The organism is Aliiroseovarius pelagivivens, from assembly GCF_900302485.1.
In the GTDB taxonomy this organism is placed as follows: Bacteria; Pseudomonadota; Alphaproteobacteria; order Rhodobacterales; family Rhodobacteraceae; genus Aliiroseovarius; species Aliiroseovarius pelagivivens.
The window spans coordinates 1,372,955-1,393,141 of the sequence record NZ_OMOI01000001.1; the positions used below are offsets into that span (position 1 = coordinate 1,372,955).

Genomic DNA, 20,187 nt, shown 5'->3' on the forward strand with positions numbered 1-20,187 from the left:
CTCATCGGCGCGCGTTTGCAATCACCATCAATTCGCCCACATTCTCGCGGGTGATATAGCCCAGAAGGTACCCCTCGCGGTCTAGAACTGCGACTGCGGGACCGGTGCCCAATCTTTCCAGGATCATCTCAAGCCCATCGGTCAATGTCGCGCTTGGTACGCTTTGCATCACGTTGCCCACACGGGTATCCGAAGCCCCCTCGGCCATGGCATGGAACAGGGCTTCGCGGGTCAGAAATCCAGCCAGATGTCCTTGCATGTCCAGCACTGGAAATTCGTGCTGAGTGGTCCGGATCAGCGTCGTTGCGGCAAGACTTATCAGATCATCCGGGCGCAGGACCTCGTATTCGGTGATCATTGCATCGCGCGCCATCAGCTTGCGCGCCACGTCTCGCATGGCGACGTCCGCGCTTTCGCCGCTCGCAGCAAAGAAGATGAAGCCTGCGATCAGCACCAGCATCAGATTGCCGGACATGAACCCGGTTGCCGCCATCAGAAAGGCCACCATCTGACCCGCACCTGCCGCAATTCGCGTTGCTCTGACCCGGTCGGTAAACAGGGTCAGTACAGCGCGCAACACCCGTCCGCCATCCATCGGGAAGGCTGGGATCAGGTTGAATATGGCCAGAACGAGGTTCAGCGTGGCCAACTGAGCAGGCAGGGTCGAGGGTGATATCGCCGTTCCGGTCAACTGCTCTGTCTCGGTCGGCGCACTTAGAACCAGCGTCAGGATCAACCAGATGACCACGTTCACCGCAGGTCCAGCCAACGCCACTAAGATTTCCTGACCCGGTTTCTCGGGCATGCGTTCCAGTCGCGCCAATCCGCCGATTGGCAAAAGCGTTATGTCTGGCGTGCGAATGCCGAAGCGACGCGCCATCAGGGCATGGCCAAACTCATGCGCTACGACGCAAGCAAAGAGAAGGAGTACGAAGACGACGGTCCAAAGTGCCGCCTCGGGGCCACTTTCAGACCACGTCGAGGCGCCGATGAAAGCCAGCAGCAGAAAAAAGGTCGCATGGACGCGCAGCTGCGAGCCAAAAAGGCGCCCGATTGGAAAGGACCATGACATCGCGCGCCTCCTTGTTTTTTGTTTGTTTTAGAACGGGATTTCGTCGTCGAAACCGCCGCCAGCTGGGGCCGGGCCCCCACCACCTTGGTTGTCGCCGCCAAAGCTTCCGCCCTGACTTCCGCCGCCGTAACCGCCGCCAGCGCCGCCGCCATAGCCGCCGCCACCTTGACCGCCGCCACCGCCTTGGCCGCCGCTGCGACCATCCAGCATGGTCAGCGTGCCATTGAAGCCTTGTAGCACAACTTCAGTCGAATAGCGGTCATTGCCGGTTTGATCTTGCCATTTGCGGGTCTGCAGCTGGCCTTCGACATAGACCTTCGAGCCTTTGCGCAGGAATTGCTCACACACGCGCACCAGACCTTCCGAGAAGACCGACACAGTGTGCCATTCGGTTTTCTCGCGGCGCTCGCCGGTGTTGCGGTCTTTCCACGTTTCCGAGGTCGCAATGCGCAGGTTGCACACTTTACCACCATTCTGGAAGGTCCGTACCTCGGGATCTGCACCCAGATTACCAATAAGCATGACCTTGTTAAGCGAACCTGCCATCCTGCGTCCTTTCGATTCTAGATTGGGCCATATGGTTACACCATATACGGGCGAGGGGAACGCGATTTCTGCCGCGAAAATTACCCAGTACGCTTAGTTTCGCGTGTTTGGTTGCGCAGCACTTCCCAGAGCGCCTTCTAGCACCTATATTGGCGCAGTATTCAAGCTGGAGGCGGGAAATTGCGCCGAAGAGTTTTCAAAGTTGCCGGGCTAAGTGTAGTCGCGGCCCTTGCTATCGAAGCTCCACGAAATGTGGCTGTGGCTGAAAGCCTATTTGGCAGTTCAGGCGGACGAAGCACGTTCAATTCGCAGCTAAATGTGTTGGATTCACGCGCAGCGCAGCAATACTCGAACTCGTCGCGTCTGAAGCCGAATGCGCCGAAAACCCCGACCAGCTATGGCGTTCCCGGCTACTCAGGGAACTACAAGGGCCAGTTCTTGCCGATCGCGCAAGCAGCAGCGCGCCAACATGGTATTCCAGAAGATCTGTTCCTGCGGCTTGTTCAGCAGGAAAGCGGCTGGAATCCGAAGGCAAAAAGCCATGCTGGGGCCATTGGCCTTGCACAGTTGATGCCCTTCACAGCTCGTAAGCTGGGTGTTGATCCTTGGAACCCGTCGCAAAACCTGGAAGGGGGCGCACGCTATCTGCGCCAGCAGTATGATCGGTTCCGCTCATGGCGCCTTGCCCTTGCAGCCTATAACGCGGGTCCCGAAGCGGTGGCCAAGTACAATGGCGTACCGCCGTACAAGGAAACCCAAGGCTACGTTAAGGCCATCTTGGGCAGTTAAACACCTCGACCTTCAGGACCAGAATAGGCGCGCTCGACCTTGGCGACGCGCAGGTGATACTGAGCGTACCAGCGGGTCCGCCCCAGCTTTTGTGCCATCAGATGTTCCATGTCTGCCTTCCACGCTGCAATCGCGGCCTCGTCGCGCCAGTACGAGACCGTAATGCCAACACCAAAGGCATCACGCGTGCTTTCAACTCCGATAAACCCATCCTGTTTTTGGGCCAACTCAACCATCTTGTCTGCCATCTGGTCGTACCCTCGTACGGTCGATGTCATCTGATTGGTAAAAATCACTGCGTAATAAGGGGGATCGGGCAGAGGAGCGAAACGGGATTCGTCAAAAGACATGGGCGCATCCTTTCAAAGATACGCCCATGCATAGATCAATAAGGGCTGTGCGTCAGCCCCATGAGGTTAGACGTCCGACAGCTCTTTCTTGTGCAGCCATTCAGCGTGCTTGGGTGCGCGTTTGGTCTCGGACCATTCGTTCAGCATGTCCCACTTCACTTCGTCCATGCGCTTCAGCATGGCTTCTTCTTCGGGATCGGGGCAGGCCAGCTCGACGCGGTGCCCATTGGGGTCGAAGAAATAGATCGAATGGAAGATCGAGTGGTCTGTTACTCCCAGAACATCGACGCCATTGGCTTCAAGATGTTCCTTGAATTCAACCAGTTCAGCACGGTCTTTTACTTTAAAGGCAATGTGCTGCACCCAGATCGGAGTGTTGGGGTCGCGGCCCATTTCCGGCTTGGTCGGAAGTTCGAAGAACGCCAGCACATTCGCATTTCCTGCATCCAAGAACACATGCATGTAGGGGTCAGGTTCGTGGGTCGACGGAACATGGTTTTCGGCGATGGCCAAAATGAAATCCATATTCAACATCTTGCCATACCATTCGACGGTCTCTTTCGCATCTTTACAGCGATACGCGACGTGGTGAATCTGTTCGATTTTCATAAGCGTGCTCCTTTTGGGAACACGATATATGCTATATTCATTTCAAATGCAACGATTGTGGGGTGATGCTCCTGTAAGGGGGAGGGGGTTGCTTACCCCCGCTTACGAAAAGCCGAAGGTGTTTGTCCGGTTTGCTTTTGAAACGACCGCGTAAAATAGGCTGCGGAAGCAAACCCAAGCGAGTCGGCAATGTCCTTGATCGGAACCCTGGTTTCGGTCAGTAGACGTCGCGCTTCATAAGTGATCCTATCCTGCAAAATGGCAGAGGCAGGGCGGCCACAAGCGTTGTTGCACACCCGACTAAGGTGGGTCGGGGTAATGCCTAGATCAGCAGCATAGTCCCGTACTGTTTTTGAACTGTGGAAATCCTGTTCAACAAGTGCGGTAAACGCATTGACCAGTCGCTTGCCAGATTTGGGTTTCAAATCGCTTTCGTCGATCGTTTCCAATTGACGATCGAGCCAGACCGAAATCAGCCCCGCATGGCACATCATGGCCCGCGAAGCGCGTGACGTGCCTTTCGACATCTCGCGCTGCAAATTGTCCACGAGATTACTGAGCTCAATCTGCCGATCCGCTTCACGTAGGCGCAGATGTACGGAATCCTGCGGCAGTCCAAGCTGCTCTTCACTGCCTTGAGGGAACACGATGATCGTTCCAACAACCTGAGTGCTCATCTCGAACCCATGCATCGTTCCGGCTGGCAGATAGACACAGTTATGCGGCCCATAGCCGGAAGTAACGCCATTGACCGTGATGCGGCCCTGTCCGCGGGTGAACCACAACAGGACGGGTGCACCGTAAGAACGCATGGCTTCGGTCCGCCAGCGTCCGCCGACACCTAGACGGGCCAGAGGCAGTACTCGGAAGGGGGAATTCGGATGATTTGTATCAGACATAAGAAAACAATCGCAGCAGCCAGTAGAATTACCTTACTGCTCAATCGCTAGCTTAACCTGTTCGACCTGTCTCATTATTTTTGACAGATTACAACTTTTCCACAGAGTCTTCCACAAGATTAGGAGCCTGCCTGTGGATAACTTCGATCTTAGTGATCTGACCCAAGGGGAATCACCTGCCAATTGCGCATCCGTTTGCGAAACCAGGTGCGCTGACGCTTGGCGTATTGCTGACTTGCGATGATCGCAGCCTCGCGGGCGTCTTCCAGTGTGATCTCGCCTTTCAGATGGGCGATCAACTCGGGCGCACCAATGGCTTTTGAAGAGGGGGCTTTCGGATCCCAGGTCGCAAGGTTCCGCTGTGCTTCATCCAATGCGCCGTCTTGCAGCATAATGTCGAAACGCCGTTCGATCCGGTCGCGCAGCCAATCTCGTTCCGCATCAAGGTGGAAGGCGCGCGCAGCAGACAAAGGCAATAGGGGCGGGGGGGTATCATCCTGCCAACTGGCCAAACCACGCCCGGTGGTGCGCTGCACTTCCCACGCGCGGGCCACGCGGGCAGGATTTCGTTTGTCGATCCGCGCCAGAGTATCCGGGTCCAGATCCGCAAGAAGTGCGGGCAAACCTGCCTCTGACAATCGCGCCTCGCCCTCTTTCCGGATGGCGGGTGGTGTCAGGGGAATGTCGGCCAGCCCTTCGGTCAAAGCGGTCAGATTCAACCCAGTGCCACCCACGATGATCGGACGTTGCGGCCCGGTTAGAATTGGCGCGACATCGCGCAGCCAATGTCCAACCGAATAGTCCTGATCCCCTGGAATGTGCCCATAAAGCAGATGTGGTGCACGGGCTTCGTCGTCGGCTGACGGACGTGCGGTCACCACGCGCCAGTTTTCAAACACCTGAAGCGCATCAGCGTTCACGATCACGCCGCCCGAAGCCTCGGCAATGGCCAAGGCCAATGCCGACTTGCCCGACGCCGTAGCCCCGGCGATCAGCACCGGCTGATCATCCTGAACCTGACGGGCCAGTTCCGTAATGGTTTCTTGCGCGTTCGACACGTGAAGTCGTCCTTACTTTTTCCGTTCAGAGGGCGGATCGCTCATTGAATATCCCGCCCTAATCGGGCAAATTGCCGGGCAACACAATCACGACAATCAGAGAGTGGCAACAGATGAGTGATCAGGCCCAGACCACGGCAGAGGGTGAGACCCCGCAGCCGACCTATAAACGTGTCATGTTGAAAATCTCGGGCGAGGCCCTGATGGGCGACCAAGGTTTCGGCCTGAACCCGCCCACGGTGGAACGCATCGCGCGCGAAGTTAAGACAGTCCACGACATGGGCGTCGAGATCTGCATGGTGATCGGCGGCGGCAACATTTTCCGCGGGCTTCAGGGCTCGGCACAGGGGATGGAGCGCACCACAGCAGACTATATGGGGATGCTGGCCACGGTGATGAACGCTCTAGCAATGCAATCCGCACTGGAAGGTATTGGCGTTTACACCCGTGTAATCTCGGCCATTCCGATGGATCAGGTCTGCGAACCTTACATCCGCCGCCGCGCCGTACGTCACCTTGAGAAAAAGCGCGTTTGCATCTTCGCGGCCGGGACCGGCAACCCCTATTTCACCACCGACACCGCTGCCACGCTGCGCGCCAATGAAATGGCCTGCGAGGCGATCTTCAAAGGCACGAAGGTGGATGGGGTTTACGACAAAGACCCGGTCAAGAATGACGACGCTGTACGCTATGACACAGTCTCTTATGACGATGTTCTGGCAAAGCGTCTGGGCGTTATGGACGCTTCAGCCATTGCGCTGGCCCGCGACAATAACCTGCCGATCATCGTCTTTTCACTGGATGAACCGGGCGGCTTCCGCGGTATTCTGGACGGGCAGGGAACCTATACGCGCGTCGGAGGTTAACCGTCACGTGAGGGCGGATTTTCGCCCAGACACATTTCTTTGCCACCTTCAGTGGAACCTGACCTATACAATCGGGGGGCGGTGGCGTTATACCGGGCGAAACACGCTCGGACAAATAAGAGCTTGAAAGACGAAGGGAACGCCTAGCGATGGCTGACGAAGAGTTTGAACTGGATATCGACGATCTGGAACGCCGGATGGAAGGCGCAATTGGCGCATTGAGAACCGAATTCGCATCGCTGCGTACGGGTCGGGCATCGGCCGCGATGCTGGATCCGATTACGGTCGAAGCCTATGGCCAGCGCACCCCCTTGAACCAAGTCGGCACCGTGAACGTACCCGAACCGCGTATGGTAACGGTGAATGTCTGGGACAAAAGCATGGTTCAGGCAGTCGAAAAGGCCATTCGTGAAAGCGGTCTGGGCATCAATCCTCAGCTTAACGGTACCATCATCATGCTGCCGATCCCCGAGTTGAACGAAGAACGCCGTCGCGAGCTGACCCGTGTCGCCGCGCAATATGCTGAACATGCCCGCGTTGCTGTGCGCAACGTGCGTCAGGACGGGATGCAGCAAATCAAAAAGGGCAAGGACAACATGTCCGAGGACGACGCGAAGATGTGGTCCGACGAGGTGCAAGAACTGACTGACAGATTTGTAGGTGTCGTGGACAAGTCCTTGGAAACCAAACAGGAAGAGATCATGCAGGTCTAATCCTGTACGCTCCTCCATTTTGTATAGGTATTGGATCAGTTAATGATTATGGCAAAGGCGGAAAAACAAGCCAAGGCGACTTCGCCTCGGCACGTTGCCATCATCATGGATGGCAATGGCCGCTGGGCTGAGCGTCGTGGCAGACCGCGCCTGTTCGGACACCGTGCCGGAGCAAAGCGCGTGCGCGAGATCGTGCGCGCCTGTCCTGATCTGGATGTGAAGTACCTAACCATCTTTGCCTTCTCTACTGAAAACTGGAAACGTTCAGAGGCTGAAGTCACCGGCCTGATGAGCTTGTTTCGCCGCTATATCACCAAAGAAGCGCGCGACCTGGTAGAAGAGGGCGTGCGTGTACGCTTCATCGGAGATCGCACCCGCCTTGGAAAGAAGCTGGTCAAACTGATGAGCGAGCTGGAAGAGATGACCGGTCACAATGACCATGTGCATCTTACCATCGCGCTGAACTATGGCGGCCGAGATGAATTGGCGCGAGCCTCGAAACGCATGGCGCAGGACATCGCAGACGGTGCGCTGCTGCCAGATGCCGTGAATGAAGAAACCATCTCAAGTTATTTGGATACAAGTGTTTTACCTGATCCTGATCTTGTCATTCGCACCTCGGGCGAGGCGCGGATCTCGAACTTTCTTCTTTGGCAGTCCGCCTACGCCGAGTATGAATTCATTGATACACTTTGGCCTGATTTCTCGTCTGAAGTGTTTGGCGAAGTCATTGATCGCTTTTCTGGACGCGACCGCAGGTTTGGTGCTGTTAAGCCCGCCGCAGAATAGGTGCATCCGGGCCTTTCTTTGACTTGAGACCCAGCCCGCGCAATGCGATAACCCCTAAATGAATTCTCAGTCGTCTTCCTCGAAATGGGCCGATCTCGCCCCTCGCGTGTTGTCCGCCATCGCCATGGCTGCGATTGCTGTGGCAGCAATATGGCTTGGTGGTGCTGCCTATCTGGCGCTGATCGTAGTCGTCATCGGCCTGTGCATGTGGGAGTTCGCGCGTCTGCTGCAACCAACACCAACCGCATTGCCCATCGTTATGGGACTGGCCGCAGCTGTTGGCATTTTCCTAAGCAGTCTTGGCCCGATTAACGCACCAGGCGTGGTCATGTCGCCTCAGATCGCTGCACTGTTCGTCGCCCCAGTAATGGGTGCGGTACTTGCCAATCGTCACCGGCTTTTGTTCTTCGGCTATGGGCTTTTGATTATGCTCGCCGGACTTGGTTTTCTGGCCATGGGTCCGGGGCCTGCACTGATCTGGTTCATCCTGATCATTATTACTTCGGATGTGGCTGGTTACTTCGCGGGCCGTATCATCGGAGGCAAGAAGTTTTGGCCGCGTGTCAGCCCCAAGAAAACTTGGTCGGGTACGATTGCCGGATGGATTGGCGCTTTGATCTTGGGACTGATTGGCATGTCGCAAGGCGTGTTCACGCCACTGGAAGCTGCGTTTGTGCCCCTTATCGCCTTCGCTGGTCAGATGGGGGATATCGCCCAAAGCGCCATCAAGCGGATGGTCGGGGTAAAGGACAGCTCGAACCTGATCCCGGGTCACGGAGGGGTTCTTGACCGATTTGACGCAATGATCGGAGCGGCTGGGGCATTGGTGCTTCTGGCCGGTGCCGGGACGTTGATATTTGCGGGCTAAGGGCAGGGCATGAGCACAGCAACGGGCAAGCGCCGTATCTCGATTTTCGGGGCCACCGGGTCGATCGGGCAATCAACCATAGACCTGATCCGGCGCGATAAGGACACCTATGATGTGGTGGCTTTGACCGGCGGTCATAACATTGATCAATTGGCAAAAGATGCCATCGATCTGCATGCTGATGTCGCGATCACAGCACATGAAAACAATCTGCCTGCCCTAAAAGAGGCGTTGGCGGGAAGTGGCATCGAGGCTGCCGCAGGCTCTGCTGCCATCGAAGAGGCCGCAACCCGACCTTGCGACTGGGTTATGTCCGCGATTGTCGGGGCGGCAGGGCTGTTGCCCGGCCTTCGTGCGCTGGAAGCCCGCGCCACACTTGCACTGGCCAACAAGGAAAGCCTTGTGACTGCCGGGCCTTTGATCATGGCCACTGCTCAAGCGCATCACTCTCGCATCCTGCCGGTAGACAGCGAACACTCCGCAGTTTTTCAGGGACTTGTGGGCGAAGATATGGACGCGGTCGAGCGGATCATCATCACCGCATCGGGCGGCGCGTTTCGAGATTGGCCGATAGAAAAGCTGGCCACCGCAACTCTAGCGCAGGCCAGCTCTCATCCCAATTGGGACATGGGGCAACGGATTACGATCGACAGCGCATCGATGTTCAACAAAGCCTTGGAAGTCATAGAAACCAAAGAGTATTTCCAGATCCACCCGGATCTGATCGAAGTACTGGTGCACCCGCAAAGCCTTGTTCACGCGCTGGTTGGCTTCAATGATGGGGCCTTGATGGCGCATCTGGGCGCGCCGGATATGCGCCACGCAATTGGGTATGCGCTGCACTGGCCCGAACGCCGAGAACTGCCGGTCGAACGATTGGATCTGGCGAAAGTTGCCACGCTGGAATTCCGCGCACCCGACGAGACACGTTACCCCGCTTTGCGTCTTGCGCGCGAGGTTATGTCGGCTGGCGGTTTGTCGGGGGCTGTCTTCAACGCGGCCAAGGAAATAGCATTGGACGGATTCATTGCAGGTCAGATCGGTTTTATGGACATGACTGGGCTGGTGGAAGACACGCTGACCCAGCTTGACGGAAATGTCAGCCTGATACATGCGGCCATGACCCTTGATAATGTGCTGGCCGCTGACCAGATGGGACGTAACATCGCCCGCGCGCTTATGGCCAACAAGACCTAAGCAGACGCGCAACGCTCTGAAAACCTAAGGACATTTCTAAGACATGGATCTGATCAGCTTTCTGCCCGATTTTGGCAATCTTGCCTTTACGATCCTTGCCTTTGTGGCCGCCTTGACGGTGATTGTCGCAGTGCATGAATACGGCCACTACATCGTTGGACGTTGGAGCGGCATCAAGGCGGACGTATTCTCGATCGGTATGGGGCCGGTGTTGTTTGCACGAACTGACAAGCACGGTACCCAATGGCAGATCGCAGCCTTTCCGGTAGGCGGTTATGTAAAGTTTCGCGGGGATGCAAACGCTGCTTCGGGTGGCGCGGATGACGCTGTTATGGCCGAGTTGTCGGACGAAGATCGTCGCCACACGATGCATGGCGCGCCTTTGTGGGCGCGCACGGCAACCGTGGCTGCCGGACCGATATTTAACTTCATCCTGTCTATTCTGATCTTTGCGGCTCTGATGATGAACACCGGCGTCGCCCGCGATCCGCTTGCGGTGAAAACGGTGCTCGACGTGCCGGGGATGGAGCAGGGGCTACGCGAGGGTGACAAGATCCTGTCCATCGCCGGCTTTGAAACTCCACCGTTGTCCGAGTTCTACGAGGTGATCGAAAAGCTTCCGGACACAGCCCGGGTGGACTATCAGGTCGAACGCGACGGGCAAGTATTGACCTTGTCGGCCACACACCCTTATCCGGCTCTGATCGGATCCGTCAGCCCGCAATCCGCAGCAATGGCAGCGGGGTTACGGGAAGGGGACTTCATCCAGAGCGTGGATGGCGTGTCCGTACCGACCTTCAGCGCCTTGCGTGAGATCGTGGTAAATGGTGATGGGGCCGAACTGTCCTTGGGCATCCTGCGGGATGGTACGCCACTGGACGTTACCCTGACGCCGCGCCGACAGGATATCCCCGCCGCCGACGGCGGGTTTGAAACACGTTGGCTGATCGGCATCACCTCGGGGTTGGTGTTTGAACCGGCAACCCGTCCGGCAGGGGTCTGGGAAAGCCTATCCTCGGGCGTGGATCGTGTGATCTTTATAATTCAAAGCAGTCTGTCAGGCCTGTGGCACATGATTACTGGCGCGATTTCCAGCTGCAACCTTTCGGGCCCGATCGGCATTGCGCAAGTCTCGGGGCAGGTGGCGTCGCAAGGTGCTGTCAGCTTCGTGGCCTTCATCGCGATGCTGTCTACAGCGATTGGCATGCTAAACCTGTTCCCGATCCCGGTTCTGGATGGTGGTCATCTGGTGTTCTACGCGTGGGAAGCGGTGACGGGTAAACCGCCTTCGGACAAGGTGATGAACGTTCTGTTGGCCATCGGGCTGGCGGTGGTCCTGACCGTGATGGCGCTTGGCTTTACAAACGACCTGTTCTGTCCGTGATCTTTCAGTCTTTCGCTGCGCGTTTTACACACTCGGCCATCTGTTGAAATTGTTTCGCAAGAGGAGAGCTCGCCCTCCAGAGCATTCCTATGGTGCGGCTAGGTTTCGGCGCGTCAAAGCGGGACACAGTTACAGGGGCTGATCGCGTCTCGACGCCGACGGCCATGTCCGGGATCAACGTGACGCCCATTCCCGCGCCCACCATCTGAACCAGTGTGGACAGGGCGCTGCCATCCAAAGTCTCGCGTGGGTTTGTGCTTTGCATATCGCAAAACGAAAGCGCTTGATCGCGGAAGCAATGGCCTTCTTCTAGCAAAAGAAGGCGCATTTCGCGCAGCCCTTCGCGATTTGGAACGGGCTTGTCCTTGTCGGCCTCTGGGCGCACCAAAACAAACTCTTCATCAAACAAAGGCACCTCTGTCAGCGCGGGATCGGAAATCGGCAGGGCCAAAATCGCCGTGTCGATCCGGCCATCCACCAGTTCGCGGATCAGATTCGACGTCATGGTTTCGCGCATATGGATTTCGGCCCCGGGGAAGCTTCCCGCCAGTTCCTGTACGATCCTTGGCAAGAGGTAAGGCGCAATGGTCGGGATTACTCCGATCCGCAACTCGCCCACCCAATGATCCTGCGCGGCGCGCGAGACATCTTCAAGCTCATCCACCGCACGCAGAATGTCACGTGTACGTTTCAGAAACTCACGCCCCAAGGTCGTCAGGCGAACCTGTCGGGGCATGCGTTCACACAGGATGCATCCCAGCGCGTCTTCAAGCTCTTTGATCTGCACCGACAGGGCAGGCTGAGACACGGCACAAGCCTCGGCGGCTCGCCCGAAATGGCCGTGTTCGGCAAGCGCATCAAAGTAACGAAGCTGTCGCAAAGTGATTTTACCCATAATGGTAACCTATCACAGAGATTAAAAACTGCAATTTCCTCTAATCGATTTAAAGCACTAGGCTTACACCAACACCGACGGCATCCGCTGTCGTATCAGTATATCAAATAAGGAGTCACAAGATGGACGGAAACAGCATGGGAAAATGCCCAGTAGCGCATGGCGCGACCAATGTCGGGATGCGGTCCAACAAAGACTGGTGGCCCAATCAACTGAACCTCAGAATGCTGCATCAAAACTCGGCCCAGTCGGATCCGATGGGCACCGAATTTGACTATGCCGAGGCCTTCAAATCCTTAGATCTTGACGCCTTGAAAGCCGACCTGACAGCGCTGATGACCGACAGCCAAGACTGGTGGCCGGCAGACTATGGCCACTATGGTGGGTTGTTCATCCGCATGGCATGGCACAGTGCTGGCACCTATCGCACCGCCGATGGTCGTGGCGGGGCAGGGACCGGGCAGCAACGCTTTGCACCGCTGAACTCGTGGCCGGACAATGGCAATCTGGACAAGGCGCGCCGTCTTTTGTGGCCGATCAAACAGAAATACGGCAACAAGATTTCCTGGGCGGACCTGATGATCTTGGCGGGCAATGTTGCCATCACCTCAATGGGCGGGCCGACTTTTGGATTTGCCGGGGGCCGCGCAGATGTGTGGGAGCCGGAAGAAGACACCTATTGGGGTGCCGAAACGGAATGGTTGGTGGGCGACGACAATCCCAACAGTCGTTACTCCGGTGAACGTGATCTTGAAAACCCACTGGCCGCTGTGCAGATGGGCCTGATCTATGTAAACCCGGAAGGTCCGAACGGAGAGCCGGACATTCTGGCCTCGGGCCGCGACATTCGCGATACTTTCGCCCGCATGGCAATGAATGACGAAGAGACCGTCGCGCTGGTCGCGGGCGGCCACACCTTTGGCAAGGCGCATGGGGCAGGGGATCCGTCCTTGGTTGGTCCCGAACCCGAAGCAGCCGGGATCGAGGAGATGGGCCTTGGTTGGATCAACGCACATGGTTCGGGTCATGGCGATGACACCACGACCAGTGGCATCGAAGGCGCATGGACGGCAAACCCGACCCAGTGGGACAACGGTTATTTCGATCTTCTGTTCGGCTATGACTGGAACCTGACAAAGTCACCAGCTGGCGCGTGGATCTGGGAACCTGTCGGCGTTTCGGATGATGACATGGCCCCACAGGCCCACGATCCGTCGAAGAAGGTGCCGACCATGATGACCACGGCGGATATGGCGATGCGGATGGACCCGATCTATGGTCCAATTTCCAAGCGCTTCCATGAAAACCCAGACGAATTTGCCGACGCTTTTGCCCGTGCTTGGTTCAAGTTGACCCACCGAGACATGGGCCCACGTTCGCGGTACGTGGGCGCAGATGTCCCGGGCGAGGAACTGATCTGGCAAGATCCCATCCCGGCATCGGAAACGGATCTGAGCGACGAGGATGTGAATACTTTGAAGGCCGCGGTGCTGGACACCGGGCTAAGCATCTCGGACCTTGTGAAAACGGCTTGGGCATCCGCCTCGACCTTCCGCGGGTCCGATATGCGGGGTGGGGCCAACGGGGCGCGTATCCGCCTTGAGCCAATGAACCGCTGGGAGGTGAATGAACCCGAGGCATTGGACCGTGTTCTGACCCGTCTGGAAGAGCTGCGCGACGGCTTTGGTAAGCCGGTTTCAATGGCCGACCTAATCGTGATCGCCGGCGCCGCTGCCGTGGAACAGGCCGCCGCCGATGCGGGACACTGCATTCTGGTGCCGTGCACGTTGGGCCGTGGCGATGCCACGCAAGACATGACTGATGTGGAAAGCGTTGGTTATCTGGAGCCGGCAGCTGACGGGTTCCGCAACTGGCAACGGACCGAGTTCACCATCTCGCCCGAAGAGCTTCTGATCGACAAGGCGCAGCTTCTGGGGCTGAGCGCCCCTGAAATGACGGTTCTGGTCGGTGGTTTGCGCGTACTCGGCGCCAATCATGGCGGAAGCGCGCATGGTGTCCTGACGCAGAGCATCGGCAAGCTGAGCACTGATTTCTTCGTGAATGTTTTGGATATGGGAACGAAATGGGCAGATCAGGGTGATGGCACCTATACCGGCACGGCTCTCAGCACCGGCGCGCAAAAATGGTCTGCCACGCGGGTAGACCTGGTGTTCGGTTCAAACTCGCAGCTGCGTGCTCTGTCCGAAGTCTATGCACAAGAAGATGCTGGTCAGAAGTTCGTCAACGATTTCGTATCTGCATGGGTGAAGGTCATGAATGCTGATCGGTTCGATCTAGGATAATAGCAACATCCATCACTCACACATCAAACTAAGGGGCAGGGAACTGCCCCTTTTTAACGCTTAGATCGAACCTCAATCTAATGGAAGTAGGATTTCTTATGGAAACTGCGCTGGACAGAATTGCAGCTTCACGCCGCTAGCAACGAAATTCCTGCAATGCTGTAGTGCGGAAGAGTAGCAGCTAGGTTTAGTTAGATCGCTGACAATATAGCGGTAGAGCATAGTTTGTTTGTAAACAGATGGATCGTAGGTGATCGTCAGTGCTCCCAATCAGATAAACGCATAATCCATATTATGTTAATATTGCATTCCCGTAACGATCTTTAAAACTGATTGCCAAAGCACTCTATTTTCTCGACATCGTTAGAAATAATGCTGATATAACAGTGTCCGCACAAGGAAGATGATATGAGTTCACTGCTTATTCTTAACGGCCCTAATTTGAACATGCTTGGTGTACGCCAGCCTGAGATCTACGGGTCCTTGCGTCTTGAGGACATTAAAGCCTCTTGTAACGCTCATGCAGAAAAGCTTGGTATTTCTTGCGAGTTCGAACAGTCCAATGACGAAGGTACGCTTGTAACGAGAATTCAGGAAGCTCGTGGTGTACACGACGCCATCATTCTAAACGCTGGTGCCTACACGCATACGTCCATTGCGTTGATGGATGCGATCATCGCAGCCGAAGTCCCAACGATTGAACTTCACTTGTCCAACATTCACGCGCGCGAAGAGTTCCGACATCGCTCCTATATCGCCCGTGTAGCGGTTGGCCAGATTTGCGGATTTGGTGCAAAGGGCTATTTGTTGGCGATCGATGCTGCTGCCGGACTTTCCGGGAAAGCCTGATGCTTCAATACGTTAAAGCCATCTGTCAATGTGAAACCATGGCCGAGGTCTGGGAAATCCATTGCAAAAAGATGGAGAGTTATGGGTTTGACAGGCTGATCTATGGCGTAACCCACTTCATGACACCCAATTCGATCGGCCCACGTGAAGACGTGATGACCTTGTCATCGCATGACCCTGAATACATGGAACATTACTACGGGCCCGAACTCTACAGATCGAGCCCGATGTTGCTTTGGGCGGCTGCAAATACCGGTGCGTGTAGTTGGTCCTGGATCCATAAAAATATGGACATAATGGATGACAATAACCGCAAAGTCATTCAACTGAACCGCCAGATGGGAATTACCGCTGGGTATACCCTTTCCTTCCAGGAAACATCGCGCAGATCAAAAGGTGTCATCGCGTTAACAGCAAGACGTGGACTTAGCCAAGAAGACGTCGACGCAATCTGGAAAGAACAAGGAGATGAGATTGAAGCGCTGAACAACGTTGCGCATCTTAAAATTATCTCGCTTCCTCTAAGCACTGAACGATCCAACCTGTCCAAGCGTCAACGCGAAGTTCTGGAATGGGTTGGCGACGGAAAAACCAATCAGGATATTGCGACTATTCTAGGCGTCACCCCTGCCACGGTTGAAAAGCATCTGCGTATCGCACGGGACAAATTGGGTGTTGATACTTCGGCTCAGGCCGTTCTAAAAATGTCTTTCCTGAACCAGATTTTCACCCCAGACAGATCTTAACTTCTTAATCTTTAGATCTAGATTGGGGCTTTGCAGCGAAACAGTTTCTCGCTCTCATCACGCTTTGTTGACGTAAGGGAAGAAATGGTAGGGATTCCCGTACTTCCAATAGTTGCACGAATCAGGCATGATTTTAGAGTTCCGTGAGTGGTGGCTTTGGCCTTGGGACATTTTGGGGTGAACGGACTGTGATATCAGACCACGTTTCATTCTTCCGGTAAAACGGAGCTGGTGTCGATGGAGTATTGTTCCCAAAGGCACCAGCGCTCCGGAAACAGATTATCTGCTTGCAAAGCGCTGACAACAGTCAGCGCTTTTTTTATTCAACAAACAGATCCAGATTGCAGCGTTGAAGTGCACACGAACAACGAAAAAGGCCGGTCAAATCGACCGGCCTTCTTAGTCAAATACAGATCGCAGTTAAGCGCCCTGCCCTGTGGGGCTTAGCCCTGAACAGCAGCGGCCACTTCAGCAGCGAAGTCGACTTCTTCTTTTTCGATGCCTTCGCCAACTTCCATACGCACGTAACCGACGATTTCGGCACCAGCTTCTTTGGCAGCGGCTTCAACGGTCAGATCCGGGTTGATGACGAAATCTTGGCCCAGCAGGGTAACTTCTGCCAGGAACTTCTTCATACGGCCCTTGATCATGTTCTCGATGATGTTCTCAGGCTTGCCGCTTTCGCGTGCCTGATCGGTCAGAACCTGACGCTCTTTCTCAACGATCGCCGGATCCAGAGCGGCTTCGTTCAGTGCCTGCGGGTTCGCAGCTGCGATGTGCATTGCAACCTGACGGCCAAATGCTTCGTCGCCACCGTTCATTGCAACCAGAACGCCGATCTTGCCCATGCCGTCGGTGACAGCGTTGTGTACGTAGGTCACAACGTTTTCGCCTTCGACAGTCGCCATGCGACGCAGCGACATGTTTTCGCCGATGGTGGCGATTTTGTCGGTGATGGTAGCTGCAACGGTTTTGCCGCCCATATCAGCACCGTTCAGTGCGTCAACGTCAGCAACGGTCAGAGCCGCAGCGGCGATGCCCGAGACCATGTCCTGGAACTCGGAGTTCTTTGCAACAAAGTCGGTTTCCGAGTTTACTTCGACAGCAACGCCTTTGCCACCAGCCACGGTCACTGCGACCAGACCTTCAGCGGCGGTACGGCCAGCTTTCTTGGCGGCCTTTGCCAGACCTTTGGTACGCAGCCAGTCTTGAGCGGCTTCCATGTCACCGTCGTTTTCGACCAGTGCTTTTTTTGCGTCCATCATGCCAACGCCGGTGGATTCACGCAGTTCTTTTACGAGTGCAGCAGTGATTGCCATGTCTCTACTCCTTGGGGGCTCCGGACGGGCAAAAAACCCGCCGGGTATCAATTCAGTGACAGTTGCGCGGGCCAGTTCCCTGCCCCGCGCTCGCGGTCTGTCTTATTCTGCCGGAGCAGCTTCTTCAGCTACGGCTTCTTCTGCCGGAGCTTCTTCCATCGCGCCCAGGTCGTAACCAGCAGCGCCCATCTGGGCGGTCATACCATCCAGAGCTGCGCGAGCAGCCAGATCACAGTACAGACCGATGGCGCGTGCTGCGTCATCGTTGCCCGGGATCATGTAGTCCACGCCTTCCGGCGGGCAGTTGGTGTCGACAACAGCTACAACCGGGATACCCAGTTTGTTGGCTTCTGCGATGGCCAGGCTTTCTTTCTTCACGTCGATGACGAACAGAAGATCAGGAACGCCGCCCATTTCGCGGATCCCGCCCAGCGAAGCCTGCAGCTTGCCCTGGTCGCGTTCCATGCCCAGACGCTCTTTCTTGGTCAGGCCTTCAGCACCCGATGCCAGTTTCTCGTCCACCTCTTTCAGGCGGTTGATCGACTTGGAAACGGTCTGCCAGTTGGTCAGCGTGCCACCCAGCCAGCGGTGGTTCATGTAATACTGAGCCGACTTTTCAGCGGCATCTGCGATCGGGCCAGCGGCCTGACGCTTGGTGCCGACGAACAGAACGCGGCCACCTTTTGCGACGGTGTCACGAACAGCGTTCAGTGCAGCGTCCAGCATCGGCAGGGTCTGGGTCAGGTCAAAAATGTGGATCCCATTGCGTTCACCATAGATGAACGGAGCCATACGGGGGTTCCAACGTTGGGTCTGGTGACCAAAGTGAACACCAGCTTCGAGCAGCTGGCGCAGCGAGAAATCAGGCAATGCCATTTCTATATCCTTTTCCGGTTTCATCCTCGGCGCTGCGTTTCGAAGGTTGCCCTTCAACCGGTGGACGCGATGGGGATGTCTCCCCCATAGGCCCGCACAGCACCTGTGGTTTGTGAGCGCGCGTATACAGGGCATATCCTGACCCTGCAAGTCCAAAACGACGCTGTGATGTCTTGGCTTGTTCTTCCCCGGAAATCACGGCACAAAACTGATCATGACACAGGAAATTCTTTGTATCGGTTCGGTCCTTTGGGATGTGATCGGGCGCACACCGCATCCCATGCGTGTTGGCTCGGACGAACCTGGCCGGATCACGCGCCTGCCTGGCGGCGTCGCGATGAATATTGCGATGACACTACAACGGTTCGGGTTGCGCTCGGCGCTTCTGACGGCTGTTGGACGGGATCGTGAGGGTGATGAGTTGCTGGACGACTGCGCGGCGCGCGGTATGAATGCAAAATTTGTTTATCGCCCGGCTGACCTGCCTACCGACCGCTATATGGCCATTGAAGGTCAGGAAGGTCTGATCGCAGCTGTAGCCGACGCGCATACACTTGAAGCGGCAGGAGACGCGATCCTAGCCCCCCTGGAAGATGGGCGGCTGGGAAGCGCGCGCGCACCTTACACGGGTACGATTGCTCTCGACGGCAATCTGACACGCGCGCTTCTAGACGACATCGCAACCCGCGATAGTTTCGCTCGTGCTGATCTGCGCGTGGCCCCGGCCAGTCCCGGCAAGGCACGTCGTCTTGCGCCTTTAATGGGGCACGCAGGAGCAACGCTTTATGTGAACCGCGAGGAAGCTGGATATCTGACCGAGGCCCAATATGATAGTGCCGGCACAGCTGCGCGGGGTCTTCTGGATGCCGGAGCCACACGGGTATTGGTCACCGATGGCGGTAGCTTTGCCGCCGACGGCCATCACCAACGCGGCGTGATCCAAACCCCCTGCCCCCCGGTCCGCGTGCGTCGGATCACTGGGGCTGGAGACACGTTCATGGCGGCGCATATTGCGGCCGAACTTGCCGGAAACTCTCCCACTGTCGCGCTTGAAATGGCTCAGAAAACTGCCGCCCAATATGTATCAGGAGAAGACTTATGACCTTGCCCCTGCACCTGTCAGACGAGGTCAAAGCGGCCTGTGACGCAGGTACACCCATTGTCGCGTTGGAAAGCACCATCATCACCCATGGTATGCCGTTCCCTCAAAACGTCGAGACCGCCCGCGCGGTCGAGGCTGTTGTTCGTACAAACGGCGCTGTCCCGGCGACGATTGCTGTTCTTGACGGAAATCTACACATCGGCCTGAATGACGCGCAGCTGGATGCGCTGGGTCAGGCCAAAGGCGTCGCAAAACTGTCGCGCGCCGATATGGCAGCGTGCATCGCAACCGGAGGCACCGGGGCCACCACTGTGGCCGCCACGATGATTGCAGCACATCTGGCCGGAATCTCGGTCTTCGCAACAGGCGGGATTGGCGGCGTGCATCGTGGGGCCGAAACCAGCTTTGACATCTCTGCTGACTTGCGCGAGTTGTCGAAAACCCCTGTGACTGTGGTCGCTGCCGGGGCCAAGGCCATTCTGGATCTGCCCAAAACGCTGGAAGTATTGGAAACACTGGGCGTGCCCGTGATCGCCTATGGGCAAGATAGTTTCCCTGCGTTCTGGTCGCGCAACTCGGATCTGGCTGCCCCGTTGCGCATGGACAGTCCCGATCAAATCGCCGCTTCTGCCATCACCCGTGCCCGGATGGGGCTTGAGGGTGGCCAACTGATCGCCAATCCGATCCCTGAAAGCGCCGAAATCCCGCGCGAAGCCATCACTCCCGTGATTGAAGAAGCACTTGCTGCAGCCGAGGCTGATGGCATTTCGGCCAAAGGCGTCACCCCCTATCTTTTGGATCGCATTTTCCACGCGACCGAGGGTGCCTCGCTGGCCGCCAACATCGCCTTGGTGAAAAACAACGCACAACTGGCCTCGCAAATTGCGCGCTCCATGTCTGAGGCGTAGCAACAAAAAAGGGCGGCCAACCCGCCCTTTTCTTAAAGTAGATAGTAGC

21 protein-coding genes are annotated in these 20,187 nt (G+C 56.4%); 12 read left to right on the forward strand and 9 right to left on the reverse strand.

The annotated features are described in order from the left end of the window. Position 1: 1 nt before the first annotated feature. Both ALP8811_RS06750 and ssb read right to left on the reverse strand, forming a co-directional pair. Positions 2-1,072 (reverse strand): site-2 protease family protein, encoded by a 1,071-nt coding sequence (locus tag ALP8811_RS06750; RefSeq protein ID WP_108856372.1) that lies wholly within the window; start codon positions 1,070-1,072, stop codon positions 2-4. A gap of 27 nt (positions 1,073-1,099) precedes the next feature. Continuing rightward, complete coding sequence (gene ssb / locus ALP8811_RS06755; RefSeq protein ID WP_108856373.1) at positions 1,100-1,618, reverse strand: single-stranded DNA-binding protein; 519 nt, start codon at positions 1,616-1,618, stop codon at positions 1,100-1,102. Between the two features lie 180 nt (positions 1,619-1,798). Between ssb and ALP8811_RS06760 the strand changes: the two genes are divergently transcribed. Next, complete coding sequence (locus ALP8811_RS06760) at positions 1,799-2,407, forward strand: lytic transglycosylase domain-containing protein (protein ID WP_370738886.1); 609 nt, start codon at positions 1,799-1,801, stop codon at positions 2,405-2,407. Here ALP8811_RS06760 and ALP8811_RS06765 read toward each other — a convergent pair. The 4 genes from ALP8811_RS06765 to miaA all read right to left on the reverse strand — a co-directional run bounded on the left by ALP8811_RS06765 (position 2,404) and on the right by miaA (position 5,323). Next, complete coding sequence (locus tag ALP8811_RS06765; protein WP_108856374.1) at positions 2,404-2,757, reverse strand: antibiotic biosynthesis monooxygenase family protein; 354 nt, start codon at positions 2,755-2,757, stop codon at positions 2,404-2,406. The genes ALP8811_RS06760 and ALP8811_RS06765 overlap by 4 nt on opposite strands. A 66-nt stretch (positions 2,758-2,823) precedes the next feature. Continuing rightward, complete coding sequence (locus ALP8811_RS06770; protein WP_108856375.1) at positions 2,824-3,366, reverse strand: VOC family protein; 543 nt, start codon at positions 3,364-3,366, stop codon at positions 2,824-2,826. A 92-nt stretch (positions 3,367-3,458) separates the two neighbouring features. Continuing rightward, a complete protein-coding gene (locus ALP8811_RS06775) occupies positions 3,459-4,265 on the reverse strand; it encodes an AraC family transcriptional regulator (RefSeq protein WP_108856376.1) in 807 nt (268 codons plus the stop codon). Between the two features lie 149 nt (positions 4,266-4,414). Then, positions 4,415-5,323, reverse strand: a complete 909-nt coding sequence (miaA, locus tag ALP8811_RS06780) for a tRNA (adenosine(37)-N6)-dimethylallyltransferase MiaA (RefSeq protein WP_245924586.1) — start codon at positions 5,321-5,323, stop codon at positions 4,415-4,417. A gap of 113 nt (positions 5,324-5,436) precedes the next feature. Here miaA and pyrH point away from each other — a divergent pair, with 113 nt between their 5' ends. From pyrH to rseP, 6 genes are all read left to right on the forward strand, one after another. Beyond that, a complete protein-coding gene (gene pyrH, locus ALP8811_RS06785; RefSeq protein ID WP_108856377.1) occupies positions 5,437-6,189 on the forward strand; it encodes a UMP kinase in 753 nt (250 codons plus the stop codon). Between the two features lie 149 nt (positions 6,190-6,338). Further along, positions 6,339-6,902 (forward strand): ribosome recycling factor, encoded by a 564-nt coding sequence (gene frr, locus ALP8811_RS06790; RefSeq protein ID WP_108856378.1) that lies wholly within the window; start codon positions 6,339-6,341, stop codon positions 6,900-6,902. A 48-nt stretch (positions 6,903-6,950) separates the two neighbouring features. Further along, complete coding sequence (gene uppS, locus ALP8811_RS06795; protein WP_108857467.1) at positions 6,951-7,691, forward strand: undecaprenyl pyrophosphate synthase; 741 nt, start codon at positions 6,951-6,953, stop codon at positions 7,689-7,691. A 58-nt stretch (positions 7,692-7,749) separates the two neighbouring features. Further along, complete coding sequence (locus ALP8811_RS06800; protein WP_108856379.1) at positions 7,750-8,559, forward strand: phosphatidate cytidylyltransferase; 810 nt, start codon at positions 7,750-7,752, stop codon at positions 8,557-8,559. A gap of 9 nt (positions 8,560-8,568) precedes the next feature. After that, entirely contained in the window at positions 8,569-9,756 is a 1,188-nt protein-coding gene (gene dxr, locus ALP8811_RS06805) for a 1-deoxy-D-xylulose-5-phosphate reductoisomerase (protein WP_108856380.1), read from the forward strand. Between the two features lie 43 nt (positions 9,757-9,799). Continuing rightward, positions 9,800-11,140, forward strand: coding sequence for an RIP metalloprotease RseP (gene rseP, locus ALP8811_RS06810; RefSeq protein ID WP_108856381.1), 1,341 nt, complete (start codon positions 9,800-9,802; stop codon positions 11,138-11,140). A 4-nt stretch (positions 11,141-11,144) separates the two neighbouring features. Here the strand turns inward: rseP and ALP8811_RS06815 are convergent, their stop codons facing one another. Then, a complete protein-coding gene (locus ALP8811_RS06815; RefSeq protein WP_108856382.1) occupies positions 11,145-12,035 on the reverse strand; it encodes a LysR substrate-binding domain-containing protein in 891 nt (296 codons plus the stop codon). A gap of 122 nt (positions 12,036-12,157) precedes the next feature. Between ALP8811_RS06815 and katG the strand changes: the two genes are divergently transcribed. The 3 genes from katG to ALP8811_RS06830 all read left to right on the forward strand — a co-directional run bounded on the left by katG (position 12,158) and on the right by ALP8811_RS06830 (position 15,933). Then, the gene (gene katG / locus ALP8811_RS06820; RefSeq protein WP_108856383.1) at positions 12,158-14,338 is read left to right on the forward strand and encodes a catalase/peroxidase HPI; all 2,181 of its coding nucleotides are present in this window, start codon (positions 12,158-12,160) and stop codon (positions 14,336-14,338) included. Positions 14,339-14,746: 408 nt separating this feature from the next. Beyond that, positions 14,747-15,187, forward strand: coding sequence for a type II 3-dehydroquinate dehydratase (gene aroQ, locus ALP8811_RS06825; protein WP_108856384.1), 441 nt, complete (start codon positions 14,747-14,749; stop codon positions 15,185-15,187). 38 nt (positions 15,188-15,225) lie between these two features. Beyond that, on the forward strand, positions 15,226-15,933 hold the full coding sequence (locus ALP8811_RS06830) for a helix-turn-helix transcriptional regulator (RefSeq protein WP_245924587.1): 708 nt from the start codon (positions 15,226-15,228) through the stop codon (positions 15,931-15,933). A gap of 443 nt (positions 15,934-16,376) precedes the next feature. Here ALP8811_RS06830 and tsf read toward each other — a convergent pair whose 3' ends face one another. Beyond that, positions 16,377-17,252 (reverse strand): translation elongation factor Ts, encoded by an 876-nt coding sequence (gene tsf / locus ALP8811_RS06835; protein WP_108856386.1) that lies wholly within the window; start codon positions 17,250-17,252, stop codon positions 16,377-16,379. A 102-nt stretch (positions 17,253-17,354) separates the two neighbouring features. Beyond that, positions 17,355-18,128 (reverse strand): 30S ribosomal protein S2, encoded by a 774-nt coding sequence (gene rpsB, locus ALP8811_RS06840; RefSeq protein ID WP_108856387.1) that lies wholly within the window; start codon positions 18,126-18,128, stop codon positions 17,355-17,357. Between the two features lie 214 nt (positions 18,129-18,342). On the opposite strand from rpsB, the gene ALP8811_RS06845 reads away from it, so the two are divergent. Both ALP8811_RS06845 and ALP8811_RS06850 read left to right on the forward strand, forming a co-directional pair. Continuing rightward, positions 18,343-19,230: a carbohydrate kinase family protein gene (locus tag ALP8811_RS06845; RefSeq protein WP_108856388.1), complete on the forward strand. Its 888-nt coding sequence runs from the start codon at positions 18,343-18,345 to the stop codon at positions 19,228-19,230. Further along, entirely contained in the window at positions 19,227-20,138 is a 912-nt protein-coding gene (locus tag ALP8811_RS06850) for a pseudouridine-5'-phosphate glycosidase (RefSeq protein WP_108856389.1), read from the forward strand. Before ALP8811_RS06845 ends, ALP8811_RS06850 begins: the two co-directional genes overlap by 4 nt. Positions 20,139-20,187: the final 49 nt, after the last annotated feature.